Source organism: Brevibacterium sp. SIMBA_078 (assembly GCF_046534565.1).
Taxonomy (GTDB): Bacteria; Actinomycetota; Actinomycetes; order Actinomycetales; family Brevibacteriaceae; genus Brevibacterium.
Genome location: NZ_JAWRYQ010000001.1, coordinates 1014126 through 1037533 on the forward strand (window position 1 = coordinate 1014126; position 23408 = coordinate 1037533).

Here is a 23408-nt window from a genome sequence, read left to right on the forward strand (position 1 = left end):
CGTCCCCACGGGGACGGAACTGGTGCGCCTGTAGTGACGCCGGGACCACCGTAGCACTATTTGGAAAGGCTAGCCTTACTAAATTAGAGTAGAGTAGCGTTGCGGATGTTGACATATCCACGACAGCTGCACACACGAACACAACGCGTCCCCGCGGGGACGCTCTCACGGCCACATGGTCCTGGGGATGCGAAGGAGAATCAGTGTCACGAGCCCCCATCGGTGCCTTCGAAGCAGAGGTCCTCGCCGTCGAAGACCTCAGCCCGTCCTTCCGTCGGGTGACTTTCGGGGGTGCGGGACTCGAGGAATTCGGCCCGAACACCCACCCTCGTGATCTGCGGATCAAACTCGTCATCCCTCCTCAGCGTGCCGCCTCGCCGCAGTTCGATCTGCCGGCATTCCTCACCGAGCAGGAAGCCGCTGGAGTGTCCTGGTACCAGGCCTGGCTGCAGGTCAGCCCCGAGGTGCGCGGCGCGATGCGCACCTACACCGTGCGCGAATGGGACGACGCCGAGCGCAGACTCGTCATCGACATGGTCCTCCACACCGATGAGCACGGCCACTCGGGCCCGGCGGCCGAGTGGGCCGAAGCCGCCGAGGTGGGCCACCGCCTCCATATCATCGGCCCCTCCCGTGCCTCGGAGACTCCGTGCGCCGGGATCGAGTTCGCCCCGGGAGATGCCAACCAGATCCTGCTCGCCGGCGACGAGACCGCTGTGCCCGCCATCGCCTCGATCCTCGATTCGCTCAAGGACAGCCAGGCGCGGGGCAAGGCCGTTCTCGAAGTCCCGAGCGCCGAGGACATCATCGATATCGCCGCGCCCACCGGCTTCGAGATCGAATGGCTGCCGCGCGGGGAGGCCGACTTCGGTCAGCTCCTCGAACCTGCCGTCCGCGAGGCGGTGCGTTCGGAGACCCGGATCCCCATCGGGGCCGGAGCGGCAGGGTCGGCCGGCGGGCCGGATGGTCAGGTCCGGGAACTCGACGATGTCAACATCGACGAAGAGATCCTCTGGGATGTTCCAGCGGCCCTCACCGAGGCGGCTCAGGGCAGTTCAAGTGCCACGGAGAAGGACGACCGCCCCTTCTACGCTTGGATCGCAGGAGAGGCCGGACCGGTCAAGCGTCTGCGCCGCTACCTCGTCCAGGAAGTCGGGGTCGACCGCAAGCAGATCGCGTTCATGGGCTACTGGCGTCAGGGCAAGGCCGAGGGCTGAGTCCTCAGACCCAGCTCGGCTGAGTTCTCGGACCCTGCCCGACTGAACCCTCAGACCCTGCCCGACTGAACCCTCAGACCCTGCCGGGCTGATCCGGCGACCGTCGCAGAGCCCGAATGATCTGCGGCCCGATCGCGGCGGCCGCCCCGGCCAGGCAGAGCACACCGCCCACTGCGGCCAGCGGAGGCGGGACCTCTCCGAGAACGATCCAGGCCATTACGACGACGATTGCGGGGACGAGGAGACTCGAAGAGCTGAGCAGACCTGCCGGCAGAGATTTCAGCGCATACCCCCAGAGGTTGAAGGCGATGGCGGTCGGTACGACTCCCAAGTAGATGATCTGCAGTGTCATCTCGATGGGCGCCGCAGCCACCTCGTCGATGAGGCCGGGGGCGAAGATGAGACTGACGAGCGCGCCGACGAGGATTCCCATCCAGGTCACGGTCACCGAATCCTCCCCAGACAGGAAGTGCTTCTGCAGCAGCACGCAGGCGGCGTAGAGCACTGCGGCGACGAGGCTGAGGACGAGGCCGCCGACGGTGAAGAAGCCGGTGAAGCTGGCGGTCGTGATCAGCCCGATTCCGAGCAGGGAGACGATGATGCCGATGAGCAGGCGCTTCGGCAGCCCTTCTCCGAAGACGAGGCCGGCAAAGACGGCGATGATCAGCGGTGCGATATTGACGATCATCGAGGCGGTTCCGGCATCGATCGACCGCTCTGCGGCGTTGAGTACGACGACGTAGGCGGAGAACCAGGCGATGCCCCAGAGTGCGAGGATCAGCCAGACGACCTTGCCGGAGGGGAACCTCGGGCGGCGGAAGAGCATCCAGACGGAGAGCACCACGGCTGCGGCCGCGCCCCGCAGCAGCGCCATCGGACCGGGCGAGAACGCTTCGCCGGAATCGCGGATGACGACAAAGGACGACGCCCAGAAGGTCATGGTGAGCAGGGCAGCGATCCACGGGAGGACGCGGGGAGCCGTCATCTGTCGGGGATTCGGACTCGCGACTCGAGGACTGAGGGCTGATCTGTTCATAGGACGATTATTCGTCGCGCGACCGTGAAAGAAAAGCGCACAATATTGCACAACTGTTCGTGATATGCGTACGGTTCAACTGTGTACAACGTCGCTCACCTGAAATCGTTCAAATCGGTCGCACTCACCGGGTCAGTCCGTTCCGCCGCACAGCATCTCAGTCTCTCCCCGTCCGCAGTCAGCCATCACCTCAAACTCCTCGAACAGGAGACCGGTCTGACTCTGTTTCAGCGACAGGGACGCGGTCTGTGCCTGACCGACACCGGTTCGGCGATCATGTCCGACGTCGACTCCGTGCTCGAGAGCTCGGGGCGATTGGGACAACGCATCTCGGACCTGCATGAGAATCGGATCGGACGCCTGTCGATCGGGTGCTTCGGCACGGCCGGCACCCAGTGGATGCCCGAACTCGTGTCCTACCTCGAGAACCGCCATCCCGATGTCGCCGTGCAGCTCAACCTGGCAGAGGGTCCCTGGAACGAATTCCACTCCGATGTCCAGGTCGTGATTGCAGATTCCGAGGATCCCGTGTTCTCACCGCAGGTGGAGAGCCACTTCCTCACCGAGGATCCGTATGTGGTCGCAGTGCCCGACGATCACCCCCTGGCCTCACGTCCGGAGGTCAGCCTCGACGAGCTGGAGAATCATCCTTGGATCGACAACGACACCGGAGACGGTCCGTGTCGGACGATCCTCTTCGACGCCTGCGCACGCACAGGGGTGGCGGTGCACTTCAAGCACGAGGCTCACAGCTTCGCCACTGCCCTGCACATGGTCAGTCGGGGCTTGGGTCTGACGATTCTCCCGCGGCTCGGTGTCGAACCCCTGCCTCCCGGAGTGGCCATCATCCGGCTGACAGCGCCCGAACCGATCCGCTTCATCCACGCGATCAGCGATCCGGGCCACCCGCAGCAGGAACTCATCGAGGATGCGGTCACAGCCCTGCGCGAGCTCGCCACCGGCTGACGATGGAAAGACCGCCGGCCTCCTGCTTCGAGTGTGCGCCTCGGCAGCTCATGGGCCCTCTGCTGACGGTCCGACTGCGCTCAGATCTCGGCGAGCATCTTGCCCGGGTTGAGGATGCCCAGCGGGTCGAGCGCGTTCTTCACGGCCAGCTGGATCCGTCGTGATCCTTCGTCGAGTTCGTTCGGCAGCCAAGCACGCTTGAGGAACCCGACCCCGTGTTCGCCGGTGATCGTGCCGCCGAGCTCGAGGCCGATGCGCATGATCTCAGCGAACACCCCTTCGGCCTTCGCCGTCTCGGCGGCATCGCCGGAGTCGAAGAACACCGATGGGTGCATATTTCCGTCGCCGGCGTGCGCGACGAGGGCGATCTCGAGTCCGGATGATGACCGCAGTTCGGCCAGACGGTCACAGAATTCGGGCACGGCGGTGCGCGGCAGACAGACATCGTCGAGCAGCTGACCGCCGCCGTGAGCGTTGGCGAATTTCTCGTAGGCCGGCTGGATCATCCGCCGTGCAGTGATGAGAGCTGCGGAATCGCTCGGGTCGTCGGAGTACGCGACGTCGAGGGCACCGCAGCGCTGGGCCACCTCGGTGAAGGTCGACATCGCGGCCTCCGCATCGGTCGGATTGTCGTCGACCTGCATGATGAGCATCGCCCCGGCATCGCCGTCGAGGCCGAAGTCGCCGTAGTCGTTGAGCATGCGCAGGCTGGCTCCGTCGAGGAATTCGAACAGGCTCGGCACTCCGCCGCCGGCCATGAAGTCGGCGACGGTCTGCAGTCCGCTGCGCTCATCCGGGAAGGTCGCGATCGCAGTGAATGGTTCGGGCAGGGCGGGCACGAGGCGCACGGTCGCTTCGACGACGATGCCCAGGGTTCCTTCGGAGCCGATGAAGAGATGGCGCATATCGAGTCCGGCCACGCCTTTGGCCGTCTGCGGGCCGAGCGTGGTGATGGTCCCGTCGGCGAGGACGACTTTGAGTGAGCGCACGTAGTCCCTGGTCACACCGTATTTCACGCAGCAGAGTCCGCCGGCGTTCGTTGCGATGTTCCCACCGATCGATGACAGTGCCACCGATCCGGGATCCGGCGGGTAGGACAGTCCGAACGGGGCGAGGTGGTCCTTGAGGTCCTGGTTGATGATGCCCGGTTGGACGGTGACGAGACGTTCTGCCTCGTTGACGGCCACGACGTCCTTCATCTTCGACACGTTGAGCAGGATCGCTCCCGGTGAGGCGTTCGCGCCTCCCGAGATCCCCGACCGCGCCCCCTGCGGGACGACCGGCACCCGATGTGCGCTGGCGAAGGCCATGACCTCTTGGACGTCTTCCGCCGAGGCGGCCCTGACCAGGGCGATCGCCCCCTCGCGAGGGCAGAACAGGGCTTCGTCGCTGGAGTGGGCGTCGATGACATCCGGGTCGGTTGTGAGGGCACCCGGGCTCAGTCGTGCGGCAAGATCATCGAGTGCCGCCGGGTCGAGGCTGGGGAAGTCGGGTGCGGTGGACGTCGGGGTCGTCAATTCTGCTCCTCGGATCTGTGGGGCGAAGGCGGCGTTGGACCGCCTCGGCGAGGTGAAGTGACCGCGAGGGCCGTCACTTCAGCTTCACGTCCAGGTTATCGGGGGCGGGTGCGGCCCGGAGGATGAGGGTGACGATGCCGGCGGCGACCATGGCCGCACCGACGACCCACATGCCGGCATTCTGGGTTCCGGTGAGGTCGGCCAGCCAGCCGGTGATGTAGGGGGCGAAGAAACCCGCGGAGTTGCCGAGCGAGTTGATGAGCGCGAGTCCCGCGGCGGCACCGGCACCGGCGAGGAAGGTCTGCGGGAGCGGCCAGAAGGTCGGCAGGGCGGCGCAGATCGCCATGCAGGTGATCGTCACGGCGATCATCGTGGTGAACGGCGAGGACAGGTAGAGGGCGATGGGGATCGCCACACCGCCGACGAACAGCGGGATGGCCACGTGCCACACACGCTCACCCGTGCGGTCGCCGTGCCGGGACCAGAAGTACATGGCCAGGGCGCCGAAGACGTAGGGGATGGCCGTGATGAGGCCGATCTCGACGATCGAGTACTCGACGCCGAAGGACTCCTGGAAGCCCGCGATGATCGTCGGGAGGAAGAAGCTCATGGCGTAGAGGCCGTAGACCATGCCGAAGTAGACGAAGGACAGGGCCCAAACGCGGGGCTGCAGCAGCGACCGGCGGACCGGGTAGTGGAAGGTCTCTTCCTTGCTCTTCTCCTCTGCGTCCATCGTCGACTGCAGCCAGTTGCGCTCTTCGGCGCTCAGCCACTTCGCGTCCCGCGGGCGGTCGGTGAGATAGAAGATGCACATAATGCCCAGGAGGACGGCGGGCACGCCTTCGATGATGAACATGAAGCGCCAGCCGGCGAAGTTCTCGAAGATCGAGTTGCCGCTGGAGATCAGCCACGACGACAGGGGCGAACCGACGACGCTGGAGAGCGGGATGGCGAGCATGAACAGAGCCGTGGCCCGCGCGCGCATCGAGGTCGGGAACCAGTACGTGAGGTAGAGGATGATTCCGGGGAAGAATCCCGCCTCGGCGACGCCGAGGAGGAACCGCAGCACGTAGAGCCAGCCGTGGTTGGGCACAAATGCCATGGCCGCGGCGACGATGCCCCAGCTGATGAGGATCCGGGCGAGCCAGATGCGGGCGCCGAACTTGTGCAGAGCAAGGTTCGAGGGCACTTCGAGGATGAGGTAGCCGAAGAAGAAGATGCCTGCAGCGAACCCGAACTGGGTCGCATTCATCGCGAGGTCTTCGTTCATGCCGCCCGGTCCGGCGATGCCGATGTTCGTCCGGTCGAGGTAGTTGATGAAGTACATCGCGATGACGAACGGGATGAGACGGATGAGGACCTTGCGCAGGGTCCTCTTCTCCAGTGCCGAATAGGCGGGGGTCTGTCCGCTGGTCGGCGGGCTCACCTCGGATGACATGCGATCTCCTTCGATCAGGTCGGGCCACGGTGGTGGCTCGGGGATGCGCCGTGAACATGGTCGTCGGCGCGTGATGGCAACACATTACGACAGCGCGGGCGGCTGACCTAGCGTTCGCAGCAAAAGTACCGAATACCGGGACGGGGACTTCAATCGGCTCGATTCTGCCGGCGCTCGGATGTCGAACCGTGCTCGACTCGACCTCCGCGTTCCGCCTTGAACGACGTTTCGGTTGCCCGCTCGCCGTCGGGCAACTGGTCGGTACGATGAAGTCACTGAGGCGCGGATACCACTGCGAGGGGGCGACATGCAGCCGATGACCGAGCTCGAAGCCGAGACTCTGCGCGACTACTACGGCAAGTTCGCCCGCCTCGAGGCGTCTGGAACCTCCCCGATCTATACCGCTTGGGCTGAAGGCGTGGCCGCCGATGACGAGGTCATCGCCCTGTTGCTCGAGCTTCCCCGACCGAAGCGCCAAGCCAACCTTCTCTTCGCCGCGGCCCGCCACCTCGGCGCTGGCGAAGGCTCCTATGCTGACCTGCGTACATGGCTGCTCGACGACTGGGCGAAGGTACGCGAGCTCATGCTCGCCCGGTCGACCCAGACGAATGAGGCGGGTCGTTGCGCGACGCTCCTTCCAGCACTCGCACGGGTTCCAGGACCGCTTGCGCTCATCGAGGTAGGCGCCTCAGCGGGACTCTGCCTCTATCCCGACCGGTACAGTTACCGGTTCACCGTCACCGAGGCGGCCTGGTCGTCCGGTTCATCCGCGAAGTCGACGACGCTCGACCCTGCGGACGCTCCGAGCCCGGTCGTGCTCGAATGCGAACTGACGAACACTGCCGTGCCGAACCGCCTCCCCGAGGTCGCGTGGCGCGCCGGAATCGATCTCAATCCCCTTGATATCACCGATGGTGACCAGCGGGAATGGCTGACGTCGCTGATCTGGCCCGAACATGAGGCGAGGCGGGAGCGCCTCCTCGCCGCTGCCTCGATCGCGGCCGCCGATCCCCCGCATCTCGTCCGCGGCGACCTGCTCGACACCGTCGAATCCCTGCTTGCCAAGGTGCCAGCCGGGACCCAACCGATCGTCTTCCACAGTGCGGTGCTGGCCTATGTCGACGCCGAGGCGCGTGCCCGCTTCGCTTCGCTCATGCAATCGCGCGACGACGTCGTGTGGATCAGCAATGAGGGCGCCGGCGTTCTGCCTGACACTCGCGCTCAGCTCGAGACACTCGGGATCGAGCCCGATGGGCGATTCGTGCTCAGCGTCGACGGCCGAGCTGTCGCTCTGACCGGACCGCACGGGCAGAGCTTCACCGGCCTGCCGCAGTCCTGATGCGCGGCCCGGACCCCTCGTTCAAGCCGCAACGCGGATGTCACGCCGTGCACGGGTAGACATCTGCGCGCCGCTTTGATCGACGCGTCGAGGCGCCGCCGCACCCCCACATTCACGCCCAACCGACAACGAGGCGGGCCGCCTCAGCGGGGATCATCGGATCGACTCCCGTGAGGTCGGCGAAACGGCGCAGACGATTCGCCACAGTGTTCCGGTGGCAGAACAGCTGCGCGGCAGACGCACCGATGCTCCCCGAAGCGAGGTAGACCTGCACCGCCTCGACGAGGCGCTCCCGCTCGACCGGACCGCAGGCGAACAATGCCGAATCGACATCGGCGAGGATCGGGTTGCCGGCCGCATTGAGCGACCGTGCGGCCAACCTTGCCCACCCGCTGCGCCACGTCATCGCAGTTGTCTCATCAGCGGCGATGACATCGGCGAGGTCACGCGCGGTCAACGCCGACCGCCGCAGGGTGCCGATCCCGTCGGCGCGGACATATCCCACCCTGGCCTCGGCGATCTTGCCGGCGAGCGCCGCCGAGGTGTGGCCGGCTCCGCCCCCGACCGGAGTGGAAGCAGGGCCCGCACCTCCTGGAACCTGCGTGAACGCAATGAGCACCTCGCCGAGGTGGTGCGTGAACATGGTCCCGCCCGCGCGGACATGATCGGAGATGATCACCCGCAGGGCCCGGACATCGTCCCCGGTGGTGGCGACGACGAGCAGCGGTGAGTCGACATCGAGACCGAGCCCGGTCGCGATCCTCGACAGGCGCTCCGCGGTGGGATCGGGATCATCGAAGAGACTCGCGATGAGGCCCGCATGCACCGAATCCTCTTCCGCGCGCATCCGAGTGCGCTCGGCGGTATAGGCCTGTTGGACCTGCGAGACGTATTCGTCGACGGTGGATAAGACGATGCCGGTGTGCCTGATGACGAGTTCCGCATCCTTCTGATTCGCCATTCGGGTGAGCACTTCCCAGAGCACGTTGAAATCGTGGCGGATCGCGGTCATGAGCGCCTCGAGCGGGATTCCTGCCCGCGCCCGGGAGACCCCGACCTCGGTCGAAACCGCCACTGGCCCGTCGAACCCACCGGATCGCAGTCCCTCGATGAGGGTGGAGAAGGAGCGCCGACCGGTCCGCCGCAGCTCCGAGACCGGAATCGGTGCGGGATCGTAGCCGGAGACCGTGACGACGCGGGTCATAAACCGATCGGTCAGCTCATCGAGATCGAGAGCGTCGAGGAGCTCGAGCCAGCGGCGTTCGTCTCCGGGCTCCGGACGGTCTCGAAGCTGTCGTGTGCCCGCAATTCCATCCTGTTCATCCATCACAGCGTCCAGAATATGTGCATCTGCACAAGCACTGCACGCTTTTCGGCGACAAATGTGCCTGGATCAGGACATGTGGCACTCTGTAAGGTCGAGACCTGCCGGTCGATCGCAATGATCGACCGCTGCACCACCCGCACCCGGACTCGGCCGACCAGGCCCAGGTCCCCGGACTCGACGGAGATAATCCATGAGCGAGCAGAACACCACGGCGTCCACCGAGCTCACTGCCACAACGGAACTGAGCATCAAGGACGCGAACAAGGTCGCCGCCGGCGCCCTGATCGGCACCGCCCTCGAGTGGTACGACTTCTTCCTCTTCTCGGCAGCGGCAGCCCTGGTCTTCAACGTCCAGTACTTCACCAGCGAGAACGCCACGGCCGCCGCCATGGCCTCCTTCGCCACCTTCGGTGTCGGGCTGGCCGCTCGTCCCATCGGCGGTCTGATCTTCGGCCGCATGGGCGACAAGATCGGGCGCCGCAAGGTCCTGCTCATCACGATCATCGGCATCGGCGTCGTCACCGGACTCATCGGCCTCCTGCCGACCTACGCCGCGATCGGCTTCGCCGCCCCCGCCCTGCTCGTGCTCCTGCGCATCCTCCAGGGTCTCTTCGTCGGCGGGGAATGGTCGGGCGCGATGACGCTCGTCGTCGAGAACGCCCCGCTCCACCTGCGTGCCCGTTATGCGGCGATCCCGCAGATCGGCTCCCCGATCGGCACGATCCTGTCCTCCGGCGGTTTCTTCATCATGACCCTGGTGTTCTCACAGGACAGCTTCGACTCGTTCGGCTGGAGGATCCCCTTCCTCGTGGCCCTGCCGCTGCTCGTCGTCGCCGTCTACCTCCGCTCCCGCCTCGAGGAGTCCCCGGTCTTCCGTCAGCTCGAAGAGTCCGGCGAGGTCGAGAAAAGTCCCATCCGCACGACCTTCCGTGACTCGTGGAAGCAGATCATCATCGGCATGGCAGCCGCCCTGCTCGGTGTCGGCGGCTTCTACCTCGTCACTGCATTCTGCGTCTGGTACGGCGTCAACGTCCTCGGCTACGACGATTCGCTCCTCCTGCTCGGCAGCATGGTCGCCGCCGCCGTCGAGATCCTCGCCCTGATCTGGGGCGGTGCCCTGGGCACGAAGTTCGGAGCCTCGAAGGTCATCCTCTGGGGTGGAATCGCCTCGGCGGTCGTCGCGGTTCCCGCGTTCTTCATGTTCGAGTCCGGCAACCCGGTCCTCGTCGTCATCGCCATGACCTTGGCCGTGTCCACTCTGTCCCTGCCCTACGCGGCATCGGGCACCGTGCTCACAGGACTGTTCCCCGCCACCACCCGCTACACGGGTGTGGGCATGGCGCAGAACGCCGCAGGCATGCTTTCTGGGTTCATTCCGCTGTTGGCCACGAGCTTCGTCGCCTCCGCCGGAGACCACTGGTGGCCGGCGGCCGCGATGCTCGTCTTCCTCTCCCTGTTCACGGCGTTCGCCGGCTTTGTCGCTCCCCGCTTGAGCGTCGACCTGCCCGGCTTCAAACACTGAGAACCGCACAGCGCTGAGAACCCAGCGCGACACCGGGCTGGGCGCCCCGGACCTCACACCGTTCGATCGTCGAAAGGACACCCCCACCATGTCGCGTTCCGCCGGCCACCTCATCGTCGACACCCTGGAGAGCGCGGGCATCGAGCGCGTCTACGCGGTCCCCGGTGAGTCCTACCTCGACGTCCTCGACGGACTGTACGACGCGAACATCGAGACCGTCGTGTGCAGGCAGGAGGGCGGTGCCGGGTTGATGGCGCTGGCCGAATCCCGGCTGACCGGCCGTCCCGGAATCGCCATGGTCACCCGCGGTCCGGGAGCGGCGAATGCGATGATCTCCGTCCACACCGCCTGGCAGGACGCGACCGCACTCGTCCTCTTCGTCGGCCTCGTCCCGCTCAACGATCGCTCCCGCGAATCCTTCCAGGAGTTCAGCCTTCCCGAGTGGTTCTCGTCGACGGCGAAGCGCGTGCTCACCATCGATGACGAGGACCGTGCCGGTGAGATCACCGCCGATGCGCTGCGCATCGCCGCATCCGGTCGCCCCGGCCCCGTCGTCGTCGGCCTGCCCGAGGATGTCCTCGTCCGGCTCACCGAGGCTCCCACCCCGACCCTCGCCGAGGTGGCCCCACCGACCCCTGCCCCCGCCGTCATCGATGGCTTGGCTTCGCGGATCGCGGCGGCCGAGCGTCCCGCATTCGTCCTCGGCGGGGATGGGTGGCACAACGGCTGCGGAGCCGAGCTGGCCGGTCTGGCCGCCTCGGCAGGGGTGCCGATCTTCTGCGATTGGCGCGCCTACGATGCGATTCCGCATTCCTCGCCGGCGTGGGCGGGATGGCTCGGCTACGGTCGCGCCGATGCCGTGGCGGCCGGTTTCGCCGAGGCGGACCTCGTCGTCTTCGTCGGCTGCACCCGCTCCGACGTTGCCAGCGACGGGTACACGATCGGCTTCGACGCCGAAACCGTTCTCGTCTCCCTCGATATGGAGGCCACCCAGCACGCAGGGCGCATCGATGCGCACATCATCGCCTCCCCGGACTCCTTCACTCGAGCCTTGACCAGGACCGAAGCCGGCGCGGCTCGGGATGCGAGCCAGCTGCGCGGAACCCGAACGGACGAGTGGATGCAGGGGCGCACGGACGTGCAGTTCCGGTTCGCCGCTCATCGCCCCGACGCCGAGGCGGCACCGGAGAACGCGGACCGTGCCGGGGTCGATCTCGGGGTGGCGTTCGGGATTCTCGATGACCGCCTCGGCGGGGATGCGATCCTCACCTATGGAGCCGGCAATGCGACGATCTGGGGGCACCGGTTCATCCGGCATGAGCGCCCGGCCAGCCTCGTCGGAGCCCGCAACGGGGCGATGGGTCTCGCCGTTCCCGCCGCGGTGGCGGCTTCCCTGGCGTACCCGGAGCGGCGTGCGGTCGCGGTCTGCGGCGATGGGGACTTCCTCATGAACGGCCAGGAGATCGCCACGGCCTTCGCCCACGGCGGATCACCGCTCATCATCGTCGTCGACAACGGCGTGTACGGCACGATCGTGTCTCACCAGGAGAATCACTATCCGGGACGCCCCTCGGGCACGCGCATGGTCAACCCGAACTTCGCGGCGTGGATGTCGGCATTCGATCTCAGCAGCTCCGGGGCCGCCTCGGCGAGCAGAGCGTCCATGAACGGCGACGGGACCTCCGCATCCGGGCTGACCGGGCACGGGGAACGTGTCGAAACGACCGAGGACTTCGGGCCGGCCCTCGACAGAGCACTTGCCCACGGCGGACCCGCGCTCATCCATGTGCTCATCGATCCGGCGACGATGCCACCCGACGCCAACGAAACCTCCTGATCCATCCCGCGTGCCCACCGCTGTGGGCTCCTCCCACCTGACACCGGCACCGCCGGCGCCGCACCCCTCCCCCTCTCAGTCGTGGACCACCCGCCCGCGACACCGTCTCGAAAGGACCCGCTTTGACCGTTTCACCTTCTCTGATCAGCGCCGATCGCGAGGCCGAGTTCCTCGCCGATTGGGCCGTGCATTCGCGTTTCGGTGCCGTCGAGGGCACGAACGGGGTGGACCGGCAGGCCGCAAGCGCCGCCGATGGTCAGCAACGCAAATGGTTCGAAGACCTGCTCATCAAGCACGGTTTCAGCGTCCACCGGGATGCGATCGGCAATCAGTTCGGGCTCCTCGAGCTCGTGCCCGGTGCCCCGTATGTCCTCACGGGTTCGCATATGGATTCGCAGCCGACAGCTGGCCGTTTCGACGGCGCGTACGGGGTGATGGCATCGGCGCATGCGTGTTTCGCGATCGCCGATGAGCTGCGGGCAGACCCGTCGCAGGCGAAGTTCAACCTCGCCGTGGTCAACTGGTTCAACGAAGAGGGCTCCCGGTTCAAGCCCTCGATGATGGGATCGAATGTCTTCACCGGCAAGGCCGAGCTGGAAGCTGCTCTGACCACGCGTGATGCTGCTGGAGTCACCGTCGCCGAGGCGCTCGATGACTTGGGAGAACGCGGAGACTACACGCCCCCGATGATCGCCTCCTATGCGGAGATCCACGTCCAGCAGGGCCGCAGCATGGAAGAGGACGGGGTGACGATCGGGCTGGTCAATGCCACGTGGGCTGCCCACAAGTACGAGTTCAAGGTCACAGGCGCACAGGCGCACAGCGGGTCGACGCTCATGGCCGATCGTCAGGATGCTCTGCTCGGTGCGGCACGTCTGGTCGTGGCCGCACGAGAGCTCGTCGACGACTTCGAGCCCGGTGCTCTGCACACTGCGTGCGGTCAGCTCACCGTCTACCCGAATTCCCCGGTCGTCGTCGCCAGCGAGGTCAGCCTGCTGCTCGATCTGCGCTCTCCCAGCGCCGAGGTGATCGCCGCCGCCCATGAGAAGCTCATGGCCACGATCGCCCAGGTCAGCGCCGATGATCGCGTAGAGATCGAGATCGTCGCCGAGCACAGCTGGGATCAGAACCCGTACTCCGAGGACGGGGTCGAGCTGGCACGCACTGTGGCCGAGGACTTGGGACTCACCTCGGCGAAGGTGATGACCGTGGCCGGGCACGATTCGACGAACATGAAGGACGAGGTGCCCACCGTCATGCTCTTCATTCCCAGCGTCGACGGGGTCTCGCACAGCCTGGCCGAGTTCACGAAGGACGAGGATCTCCTCTCGGGTCTCCATCACCTCACCGAGGTGGTTCGCCGGCTCGCCGCTGGCGCCCTGGCCTGAGGGGCGGCCGGGAGACTCACTCACCGACTGGTTCAAAGTGCAGGTGCCCAGCACAAATGCCGGGCACCTGCACTTTGAACCAGTCGGTGAACCAATCCGCGTGGGGCCAAATGCCCCATTGAGTGTGCGTCAGTCGATGGAGTCGACGTCCTGGTTCTCGTCGACGAGCTTCTCTGCCAGCGGCTCCCACTTGTCGTAGGCGTCAGGGAAGGCTGAGTGCTGCACTTCCTGGGCGGCGTCACCGGGGTCGATGCTCTCCCAGTTGTCGATCTGGGTCAGCCCGGGGTTGTCGGTTCCGGAGTCGACTCCGTAGAAGGCCTTCGATGCGTACTCGGTGTCGGTGACTTCGTCGGTCGAACCCCAGCCAGCGGACGGTCGCTGCTGGAACGCGCCGGCGGAGTCACGGTCACCGCCGTCGAGGTCGTTGAGGCTCGACTCCTGCAGTGCGGTCATCACTGCGATCTTCTGCGCCTGCTCGGACAGATCCGCACCCTTGCCGACACCGATGATCGTGCGCGCATTGTCGATCTGCTCTTCGCTCAGCTCATCCGGGTCGTCGATTCCGCCGGTCGAGCCGGCATCCTGGGATTCGCCGGACTGTTCAACGTCTCCGGAGATCGGGCCGGCCGAAGCCGAGGTCGCCGATGCGAGGGTGACTCCCCCGGCGAGGACGGCGGCGGACAGTGCAGTCACCGCAAGAGTGCGCGCACGTTTCATCTGTTCTCACTTTCTCTTGATCGGGTCATCGACCCGGTCGGCGATTCCTGGTGCTCGGCATCTGTGTTGTGTTCTGCGGCGTTTGGCCTGTGATCGGCACAGGAACACCAGTGCAGAAGGTGCCGTGGAATCGCCCCACACAACACTGACGGACCGATGGGCCCTGTTCAATGAAGAGAGACTTCGAGGTGACTTATTCTCGCCACAACGAATCGTCATGGGTCCGTGTGCATGCGGTCAGAGTTCGCTGAACGTCCTGCGGTCACCAGCGGTGCTCTCACATGCCCGTGACCGGGGTCTCGATCGGCTCGTCGGGCTGTTCGCAGGCGTGGGCCAGGGAAATGTCAGGAGCCGGACGTGACCTCCGCCTCGATCCGGTCGATCCGGTCTTACAACCTCGGCGATCTCGTCCCTCCGGCCCACCCTCCACGTAGCTTGCGTCGTCGCCGCGCCCCTGCGTGGGACGCGGCGACGAAACCGTGCTCGGATGTGGGTGAGGTCTACGCTGTTTGCATGTCCACGCAGCTGCCACCAGATGCCGCAACCGCAATCAGGTCCTACCTCCGGTTTGCCGATCGGATCCTGCCCGGCGGCATCATCGCCTGCGCTGTCACCGGCTCGATCGCGCTCGGTGCCTATCGACCGGGCCGCAGCGACATCGACCTCGTCGCGTTCATCGCCGATGAGTGCCGGACACGGCCGGATCTCATCCGGAGACTGCGCCTGCTTCACCTCTCGCAGGTGCCCCGCTTGGTGGTCGGGGCGGCGCGCGGGCGAGGTGTGAGCGCCTGTTGCAATACGGTCTTCATCGCCGAATCCGAGGTCGGTCGCCCCGTCACCGAGATTCGGCCGATCGCCTCCCATACCGGTGAGATATTCGATGCGAACGGCGCGTTCGACGTCAATCCGGTGGTCTGGAAGGAGCTCGTCGACGGCGGGATCACGGTTCGGGGACGACCGATCGCCGAGTGGGATGTCGATGCGCAGCCGGAGGCGCTTCGCCCGTGGATCAGTAGGAATCTGCGCGAGTACTGGACTCCGTTGGCCGCACAGCTGCGCGGCCGTCCGTCGCGCACCCCGGGAACGCTGCTTCGTCGACTCGTGACGTCCCCGCGGGGACTTTCAGCCGGCACCGTCGCGTGGTGTGTACTCGGTCCCGCGCGGATGCATCATACGCTTGCAACCGGTGAGATCATCGGCAAGGAGGAAGCAGGACGCCGCGCGCTGACCGCATTTCCTCAGCACGCCCCCATCACCGAGGTGGCCCTGGCCAAAGTGCGCGGCGCGCGGATTCCGTCCGCACCGTCACGACGGCAGTGGCGGGGGCTGACCGCCTCGGCGATGGAGGACATGATCACCGCATCACTCGGCTGAGTCCGGCAGCGCGAACTCTACTTCGCGATAAAGTGGAGGCGCTTGTTCACGAACTCGCCCATCCCGATCGGACCCATCTCACGACCGAAACCAGACCGCTTCACCCCACCGAACGGCAACTCAGCAGCCTCCGCCGCAATCGTGTTCACATGCGTCATCCCCACCTCAAGACGAGCAGCCACACGATCAGCACGCGCCTCATCTGTCGAGAACACCGACCCACCCAAACCAAGGGCACAATCATTCGCAAGCTCGAGGGCCTCCTCATCGCTGGAGACCCTGTACACGGTGGCCACAGGCCCGAAGATCTCTTCGCCATACGACTGCGAGTCCCTGGGCACATCGACGAGCACGGTCGGCGCATAATAAGCAGCCGGACCCTCACCCAGCTCACCACCGACGAGCACCCGGGCACCCTCAGCCACGGCCTTGGTCACCTGTGCGTCAACGGTCTCGGCGGCAGAACGGCTCGACAACGGCACATACTCGCCCTCACCCAGGCTCATCGGATCTCCTGGTTTCAACCCGGTGCCCAACTTCACGAGCTCAGCAACGAACTCGTCATAGATGTCGTCCATGACGATCAGCCGCTTATTCGAATTGCACACCTGTCCGGCATTATACGTCCGGAACTCCCACGCTTCACGAGCCACAGCGGCAACATCCGAGGCGTCGAGGACGACCATCGGGTCGATCCCACCGAGCTCCAACACGGCTTTCTTCAGGTTCTGCCCCGCCTGAGCGCCGATGATCGCTCCGGCCCGCTCCGACCCGGTCAGGGAGACTCCCTGAACCCGGGGGTCGGCAATCATCGACGCGATCTGATCATGGTTGGCGAAAAGGTGTGAGTACCCACCCTCGGGTACGCCGGCGGCGCGGAAGATCTCCTCGATCAGCCGCGCCGACCGCCCACAGATGTCAGCGTGTTTGAGCATGATCGTGTTGCCCAGCACAAGATTCGGGGCAGCGAACCGAGCGACCTGATAATAGGGGAAGTTCCACGGCATCACACCCAACAGGGCACCGATCGGCAGCGCTTCGATCCGGGCAGTGCCGGGGATGGTCGACGGGATCTGATAATCCGTGGCCAGACTGGGTCCGTGGACGCCGTAGTAGTCGATGATGTCGGCGGCGAACTCGACCTCATCGACGGACTCGGCATACGACTTGCCCATCTCCACCGAGATCGTCCTGGCGAGTTCGTCCTTGCGTTCATGGAAGATCTCCGCAGCCCTGCGCACAACCGACGCCCGTTCCTGAATGTCGGTCTCCTTCCACGTCAGGTACGTGGAGTGGGCGGCAGTCACGGTGGACTCGATCTCGGCATTCGTTGCCTCGGGGAAGGTCTCGACGACCTCGCCGGTGGCGGGATTCTGAACACGATAGTTCGACATGGTTGCTCCTTCGCAGTCTCGGGTCGGAATCGCATCTGCGCGACCGGAGACGGTCAATGGTGAGAATTTCTGGTGGGCGGTCAGTGCTACGACCAGGGCAGCGCGCCCGGATATGGGGATCATGAGGCGATAAATGGCGTCGCTGCGGCCCCATCACCGCAGTCAGTTATCACCCATACCATCGACGGAAGCGCCCGAATCGGCGCGAACGATCATTCCGACTTGATCGTAATACAGGTCACGGAGTTTCGCCGAGGCGGCCGCCCACCGACCCGGCGATCGGTTCGTCGTCATGGCCGCCCGTCCGATAGTGCCACGAGGGTCCTCAGCGCACGACTTCGCGGTGTGTGGTGTCGAGTCGGCGCGTCCAGCCCCGGCCGTCGAGGTGTTCGAGCAGGGGGATGACGACGCGTCGGGTCGTCCCCAGCGCCTGCCTCGCCTGGCTTGTGGTGAAGGGCTGGGCGAGACCGGCGAGGATCCGCATCGCCTGCGCGGGGGTGCGCGGAGCCACGATGATTCCGTCGCCGAGGCGCAGGATCCGTCCCGCCTTCTCAGCGACCGCGAGCTCCCGCGCTCCGAGGCCGAGTTCTCGCAGATCATCGGCTTCCGGAGCGGCGAACGGGTCGGCTGCGAGTCGGCGCTCGATCTCAGCGATACCGGCTTCGGCGGCACCGAGTCCCGCGGTATGCCCGGGCGGGCGAACCATTCCGTCAACGGCCTCGAGCCCTGCGCGAGAGATGACCTGGTCGAGCAGTGCGCGAATCGCGCCGCCGGAGCCTTCAGGCAGAGGCAGAGCCGGCTGGATTTTCGCCTTCGCCGAGGTGTCACTTTTCGTTTCGCTGCCGCGCCTGCGACTAGAGTCGGGAGTTCGCTGAAGTGCCTCGGCGACGGCTTTGACGGGCACTCCTGCGGCCATCGACGTGGCGGCGAGTTCACGGTTGACCAGGGATTTCGACGCCTCGACCCAGGAGGTCAGCGTCGGCGAGTGGACGAGCCACTCACCCACATCCTCGATGTCGGCGGGCAGGCCCTCGTCATCGGGCACCTGCAGACCGAACCGGGTGAGGACGGTGCGTTCGACGGCTCCGCGGCGGGCCACCTCGGCGAGGATATCGCCTTTCACAGGACGGTCGGCGAGCTCCCGAGCGCGGCGGGCGCCGTCACCTCTCCGAGACAGTTCGGGCGGGTCGACGTCGAGCACGAGGAGGCCTGCGAAGACGTTGCGGCTGCCCGGGGCACGGAGCACAATCCGGTCGCTGACCTGCAGCGGAAGCGGTCGGTCGAGGGTGAGCCGGGCGTGGTCGGCATCGAAGGCTCGCAATCGTGCGGGTACGGCGGCGGTGCCGATATGGGCCATGAGTTCGTGGATGCCGGAGTCGAGAGCCTCGCCCATGGTGCGGCGCACGTCGATCGTGTCGACGATCGGCCAGGCCCCGCTCGTGAGCAGTGCGTCGCCGCGGTGGAGGTCGTCGGCGGGGACGTCGCGGAGGTTGACGGCCACGCGGGCCTGCGGGACCACCTCGGTAGTGGTGGAATTACGGGACTGCAGACCCCGTACGCCCACGGTCCGGTCGATGGTCTCTCCGCGCAGCTCGACACTGTTGCCCGTGGTGAGGGTGCCTGCCGTGAGGGTCCCGGTGACGACGGTGCCGGCTCCCCTGATAGTGAAGGCCCGGTCGACCCACAAACGCACCCTCCCCGAGGTGGTCGGAGGCTCGGCCGTAGCCGTGACCTCGTCGAGGACGCTGATGAGTTCGGGCAGGCCCTCCCCGGTCGTGGCCGAGACAGTGACGATCGGCGCTGCTTCGAGTGGTGTTCCACGCAGCTGCGCTCTGACCTGGGCCTTTGTGGTCTCGACGGAGTCAGGGGCGAGGTCGGCCCGGGTGATGACGACGAGGCCGTGGGTGATGCCGAGCGCATTGATCGCGTCGCGATGGTCAGTCGATTGGGCTTGCCAGCCCTTGTCTGCGGCGATGACGAAGCAGGCGATGGGGGCGGGGCCGAGCCCGGCGAGCATGTTCGCGAGAAACTTCTCGTGCCCGGGCACGTCGACGAAGGCGATCTCGCGGCCCGAGGGCAGGGTGGTCCAGGCGAAACCGAGGTCGATGGTCAGTCCGCGCTTCTTCTCTTCGGCCCATCGGTCGGGTTCCATCCCGGTCAGGGCGTTCACCAGGGTCGACTTCCCGTGGTCGACGTGTCCGGCGGTGGCGATGACGAAAGTGTCACGCATTGTCAGCACGGACTCGCTTGATGGCGGCAGCGATGCGGTTGTCTTCGCTTTCGGGTACGCAGCGCAGGTCGATGAGGCATCGTCCCTGGTGGACTCGGGCGACGATCGCAGGATCGCCGCGGCGCAGCGGCTCGGTGAAGGCTTCGGGCAGTTCGACCGCCCAGCCGGACAGGGGCACTCCGGGGGCTCCCCCGCCGCCGACTCGTCCGTCGTGGTCGACGATCGTGGCACCGACCGTCGCGGCGAGGGTTTCAGTGCGTTTCCGCAGGTGATCTGCGTCGATGTGGAGGGCGTCGTGGATCGGGTTCGCCGTGTGCGTGATCGTGGCTTCGAGGGCGGCGAGGGTCAGTTTGTCCGTGCGCAGCGCTCTGGCCAGAGGGTGTTTGGCCAGTGTCTGCACTGCTTCGGTGCGGCCGAGGATGAGGCCGGCCTGCGGTCCGCCCAAGAGCTTGTCGCCGGAGACGATGACGAGGTCGGCGCCGGCGCGCAGGGCGGTGTCGATGTCGGGTTCGTCGGGCAATGCCGGGTCGGGGGTGAAGAGTCCGGAGCCGAGGTCGACGATGAGCGGCAGGTTGTGCTCGTCGGCGAGTCCGCGCAGGTCGGCCACCTCTACGGATGAGGTGAATCCTTCGACGCGGAAGTTGCTCGTGTGCACCTTGAGCAGGCAGGACGTGTCGTCGCTGATGGCCTCGGCATAGTCGGCCACGTGGGTGCGGTTCGTCGTGCCGACCTCGCGCAGACTGGCGCCGGTCGTCGTCATAAGGTCGGTGAGGCGGAACCCGGCACCGATTTCGATGAGTTCGCCGCGGCTGATGATGATCTCGACGGAACCTGCCCCGCGACCGCCAATCGCAGTGACGGCCAGCAGCAGGGCGGCCGCACCGTTGTTGACCACGAGAGCATCCTCGGCGGCCGGGCTGGCCTGCAGCAGGGAGGCCTTCGCTCCGGTGCCCCGCTTGCTGCGTTTGCCGTTGCCGAGGTCCATTTCGACGTCGACATATCCGGCCGCCTCGGTAATCGCCTGGGTTGCCGCAGGTGAGAGCGGTGCCCGGCCGAGGTTCGTGTGGACGAGGATGCCGGTGGCGTTGAGCACCGGGGTCAGGGAGGAGGCCGAACGGGAACCGAGCTTGGAGGTGATGGCGGGGGCCACCTCGGCGACGGGGATCTCACCGGCCCGGGCGGCGTTCTGCACCTCGGAGATGATGGCCTTGATGGTCGCTTGATTGAGGCGCTCACCTGCTGCGATGACCTCGGGAAGGGCAAGGAGATCATCCGTGCGCGGAATGGATCGACGCGGGTCGGACTCGACCATCTGACCTCCTCCTCTGTGCGGGGTCACGGCGGCGCCGCTTGGTCGGCGGAACCGCGAAACGGTTGGCGGAGGCGGACGGGAATCGAACCCGCCAGACCGAGATACTCGGTCTCACTGGTTTTGAAGACCAGGGCGCCCACCAGGACACGGACGCCTCCATAAGGAATCCTATCGCGCGACGAACGGTGACATTCCCACTCCGGGATCACCCGATGATGTGCGACTTCGCAGCCATCACTATCGCGCCGGAAACGGATCGTACTACTCTGGAGTCGATGTTCACGATGCCGATCACCGAGGATTTCGTCCGCGGAACCCCCTATTCCGAACCCACAGATCGCGGGTTGAGACCCCACCGACTACCACCGCATGTACGGACTCGCGACGCCGACGCGCAGCTCACCCTCATGGAGTCTCATCCCTCAGGCGTCCGCCTCGAATTCCTCACCGAGTCCACCCGAATCGGTCTGGAGCTCCATTCCACCCGCGTCGCCTACCGAGGCATGGAACGGGCTCGTGGTGCCGTCGATGTCGTCGTCGACGGCACATTCCAGTCCTCGATGGTGTTGGACGGCGGTGACGCCATCGAACTCGACATGGCCACCGGCTCACGCACGCTTGTCAGCGGTGAAGCCGACATCGTCGTGGCCGACGACTTGCCGAATGGTGAGAAGAAGGTCCAGATCTGGTTGCCGCATAATGAGCAGGTCGACCTGATCGCCCTCCACACCGACGCCGAGGTGCGGCCCTTCACCAAGTCCGATCGCGCGACCGAGCCGGTCTGGCTGCATTACGGAAGTTCGATCAGCCAGGGCTCCAATGCGGCTCATCCCACCGGGATCTGGCCAGTCGTTGCTGCTCGCAGGGCGGGAGTGAATCTGCACAACCTCGGATTCGGCGGCAGCGCGATGGTCGATCCGTTTATGGCGCGTCTGATGCAGGAAACTCCCGCCGATCTCATCAGCGTGAAGCTGGGAATCAACGTCGTCAACCTCGACGGGATGAGGCGGCGCATCTTCGTCCCGGCCGTGCACGGATTCCTCGACACCATCCGCGACGGGCACCCCGAAACGCCGTTGCTCGTCGTCTCGCCGACTCACTGCCTCATCCATGAGGACACTCCCGGGCCGGGAGGGGTCGACCCGGAGAGCATCACCGATGGCGAGATGAGGTTCATCGCCACAGGCAAGAAGGGGGACACCGACCTCGGTCGACTGACTCTGCAAAGCGTCAGGGAGGCCCTCGCCGAGGTGGTCGAGGCCCGCAGCGATGATCCGAACCTCCATTTCCTCAGTGGACTCGACCTGTTCGGCGCCGAAGATGAGACCCGGCTGCCGTTGCCCGATGGGCTCCACCCGGTCACCGAAGCGCACCGATTGATCGGAGACCGCTTCGCCGATCTTGTCTTCGGACCGGACGGTGTATTCGGCTCCAGCGGTGGAGCATCCGTCGCGCCTCTTGACCTGCGGTGTTAGTCTCCGGGTATGACTGCGATTCAGGACCGTCTGACCTCGTTCGCCCACGGTGGAGGATGCGCCTGCAAGATTCCCCCCGGCGAGCTCGAGGACGCGGTGCGCGGCCTGGTCGGCCAGCCCGGCCCGGATGTCCTCGTCGGCCTCGATGACGGCGATGATGCCTCGGCGGTGCGAGTCCGCGATGACCTCGCGGTGCTCTCGACCGCGGATTTCTTCACCCCTGTCGTCGATGATGCCTACGACTGGGGACGGATCGCGGCGGCCAATGCGCTCTCGGACATCTACGCGATGGGCGGGACCCCGGTCACGGCGATCAACCTCGTCGGGTGGCCGCGGGAGAAGTTGCCGATGGAGCTGCTCACTGAGGTCCTGCGCGGCGGGCTCGACATTGCGGCGCAGGCGAACTGCCCCGTCGCCGGCGGCCATTCGATCGACGACCCCGAACCGAAGTACGGGATGGCCGTGACCGGGGTGGCACATCCGAATGAGCTCATGCGCAATGATTCCGCCGAGGCGGGGCTCCCCCTGACATTGACCAAACCGATCGGCGTGGGGATCCTCAACAATCGGCACAAAGTCACTGGTGAGACCTTCGACGAGGCGATCGCCACGATGACCGCGCTCAATGCCGAAGCGTCACGGGCGGCCGTGGCTGCAGGCGTACGAGCGGCCACGGATGTCACCGGTTTCGGTCTGCTCGGGCACCTGTTCAAGATGGCCCGTGCCTCAGGAGTCGGAGCCGTCATCGATGCGGCTGCAGTGCCCCGCCTCGGCGGTGTCGATGAGTCGATCGCTGACGGGTATGTGTCCGGCGGAACCAGGCGAAACCTCGATTGGGTGCGGCCTCATCTGACCGCGGATGACGGCGTGAGCGAGGACGACCTGCTGCTTCTGGCCGATGCGCAGACCTCGGGCGGGCTGCTCGTCGTCGGCGAACTGCCTGGTCACCCGATCATCGGCGAGATCGTCGCCGGCTCGGGCGTAAACGTGCGGTGAGGGGCACTATCAGCGCGGAGTGACATCCTCGTCGCGGAACTTCCGGAAGCTGGACGTGAAGAACCACAAGAAGGCGCCGGTGAAGAGACCGGCTAGCAGTGTCTGCCACCAGTTGAATGACTCGTTGCCCCAGCCAAGCAGATGCATGCCGAAGTAGACCAGTGGGAAGAGCAATGCTACGAGCACAGCACTTCTCAGACTCTTGCGCTCGCTGAGCAACTTCTTCATAGGCCTCTCACGCTACCGAAAGAGGACTATTTTACAAGATGCTTTGCTGAATAAGGTGCCGGGTGAGGCTGTTTTTGACGTCGATCGGCGTTCGC

General features: G+C 65.8%; 18 protein-coding genes and 1 tRNA gene. 9 read left to right on the top strand and 10 right to left on the bottom strand.

Annotation, left to right across the window (positions count from 1 at the left end; genetic code table 11):
• Nucleotides 1-203 precede the first annotated feature (203 nt).
• Nucleotides 204-1217: a siderophore-interacting protein gene (locus SB749_RS04515; RefSeq protein ID WP_410709266.1), complete on the top strand. Its 1014-nt coding sequence runs from the start codon at nt 204-206 to the stop codon at nt 1215-1217.
• A 73-nt stretch (nt 1218-1290) separates the two neighbouring features.
• On the opposite strand, the gene SB749_RS04520 is transcribed toward SB749_RS04515, so the two are convergent.
• Nucleotides 1291-2253, bottom strand: a complete 963-nt coding sequence (locus tag SB749_RS04520) for a DMT family transporter (protein WP_410709267.1) — start codon at nt 2251-2253, stop codon at nt 1291-1293.
• A gap of 81 nt (nt 2254-2334) precedes the next feature.
• Here SB749_RS04520 and SB749_RS04525 point away from each other — a divergent pair, with 81 nt between their 5' ends.
• Complete coding sequence (locus SB749_RS04525) at nt 2335-3219, top strand: LysR family transcriptional regulator (protein WP_410709268.1); 885 nt, start codon at nt 2335-2337, stop codon at nt 3217-3219.
• An 80-nt stretch (nt 3220-3299) separates the two neighbouring features.
• On the opposite strand, the gene SB749_RS04530 is transcribed toward SB749_RS04525, so the two are convergent.
• Entirely contained in the window at nt 3300-4736 is a 1437-nt protein-coding gene (locus SB749_RS04530) for an FAD-binding oxidoreductase (RefSeq protein ID WP_410709270.1), read from the bottom strand.
• A gap of 73 nt (nt 4737-4809) precedes the next feature.
• Complete coding sequence (locus SB749_RS04535; protein ID WP_410709271.1) at nt 4810-6174, bottom strand: MFS transporter; 1365 nt, start codon at nt 6172-6174, stop codon at nt 4810-4812.
• 307 nt (nt 6175-6481) lie between these two features.
• On the opposite strand from SB749_RS04535, the gene SB749_RS04540 reads away from it, so the two are divergent.
• A complete protein-coding gene (locus SB749_RS04540; RefSeq protein ID WP_410709272.1) occupies nt 6482-7513 on the top strand; it encodes a DUF2332 domain-containing protein in 1032 nt (343 codons plus the stop codon).
• Between the two features lie 112 nt (nt 7514-7625).
• On the opposite strand, the gene SB749_RS04545 is transcribed toward SB749_RS04540, so the two are convergent.
• On the bottom strand, nt 7626-8840 hold the full coding sequence (locus SB749_RS04545; protein WP_410709273.1) for a PucR family transcriptional regulator: 1215 nt from the start codon (nt 8838-8840) through the stop codon (nt 7626-7628).
• Nucleotides 8841-9030: 190 nt separating this feature from the next.
• Here SB749_RS04545 and SB749_RS04550 point away from each other — a divergent pair, with 190 nt between their 5' ends.
• The 3 genes from SB749_RS04550 (at nt 9031) to SB749_RS04560 (ending at nt 13587) form a co-directional block, all read left to right on the top strand.
• Nucleotides 9031-10362, top strand: a complete 1332-nt coding sequence (locus tag SB749_RS04550; RefSeq protein WP_410709274.1) for an MFS transporter — start codon at nt 9031-9033, stop codon at nt 10360-10362.
• Between the two features lie 88 nt (nt 10363-10450).
• On the top strand, nt 10451-12199 hold the full coding sequence (locus SB749_RS04555; RefSeq protein ID WP_410709275.1) for a thiamine pyrophosphate-dependent enzyme: 1749 nt from the start codon (nt 10451-10453) through the stop codon (nt 12197-12199).
• A gap of 122 nt (nt 12200-12321) precedes the next feature.
• On the top strand, nt 12322-13587 hold the full coding sequence (locus SB749_RS04560) for a M20 family metallo-hydrolase (RefSeq protein WP_410709276.1): 1266 nt from the start codon (nt 12322-12324) through the stop codon (nt 13585-13587).
• 129 nt (nt 13588-13716) lie between these two features.
• Here SB749_RS04560 and SB749_RS04565 read toward each other — a convergent pair whose 3' ends face one another.
• Complete coding sequence (locus tag SB749_RS04565) at nt 13717-14304, bottom strand: hypothetical protein (protein ID WP_410709278.1); 588 nt, start codon at nt 14302-14304, stop codon at nt 13717-13719.
• 513 nt (nt 14305-14817) lie between these two features.
• Between SB749_RS04565 and SB749_RS04570 the strand changes: the two genes are divergently transcribed.
• Nucleotides 14818-15678: a hypothetical protein gene (locus SB749_RS04570; protein ID WP_410709279.1), complete on the top strand. Its 861-nt coding sequence runs from the start codon at nt 14818-14820 to the stop codon at nt 15676-15678.
• 17 nt (nt 15679-15695) lie between these two features.
• Here the strand turns inward: SB749_RS04570 and SB749_RS04575 are convergent, their stop codons facing one another.
• From SB749_RS04575 to SB749_RS04590, 4 genes are all read right to left on the bottom strand, one after another.
• Nucleotides 15696-17072: an NAD-dependent succinate-semialdehyde dehydrogenase gene (locus SB749_RS04575; protein ID WP_410709280.1), complete on the bottom strand. Its 1377-nt coding sequence runs from the start codon at nt 17070-17072 to the stop codon at nt 15696-15698.
• Nucleotides 17073-17397: 325 nt separating this feature from the next.
• Complete coding sequence (gene selB, locus SB749_RS04580) at nt 17398-19302, bottom strand: selenocysteine-specific translation elongation factor (protein WP_410709281.1); 1905 nt, start codon at nt 19300-19302, stop codon at nt 17398-17400.
• Complete coding sequence (gene selA / locus SB749_RS04585) at nt 19295-20614, bottom strand: L-seryl-tRNA(Sec) selenium transferase (protein WP_410709282.1); 1320 nt, start codon at nt 20612-20614, stop codon at nt 19295-19297. Before selA ends, selB begins: the two co-directional genes overlap by 8 nt.
• A 63-nt stretch (nt 20615-20677) precedes the next feature.
• Nucleotides 20678-20772, bottom strand: a tRNA-Sec gene (locus SB749_RS04590).
• Nucleotides 20773-20889: 117 nt separating this feature from the next.
• Between SB749_RS04590 and SB749_RS04595 the strand changes: the two genes are divergently transcribed.
• Nucleotides 20890-22089, top strand: coding sequence for an SGNH/GDSL hydrolase family protein (locus SB749_RS04595; protein WP_410709283.1), 1200 nt, complete (start codon nt 20890-20892; stop codon nt 22087-22089).
• 9 nt (nt 22090-22098) lie between these two features.
• A complete protein-coding gene (gene selD, locus SB749_RS04600; protein WP_410709284.1) occupies nt 22099-23085 on the top strand; it encodes a selenide, water dikinase SelD in 987 nt (328 codons plus the stop codon).
• Between the two features lie 9 nt (nt 23086-23094).
• Here the strand turns inward: selD and SB749_RS04605 are convergent, their stop codons facing one another.
• On the bottom strand, nt 23095-23313 hold the full coding sequence (locus SB749_RS04605; RefSeq protein WP_410709285.1) for a hypothetical protein: 219 nt from the start codon (nt 23311-23313) through the stop codon (nt 23095-23097).
• Nucleotides 23314-23408 lie beyond the last annotated feature (95 nt).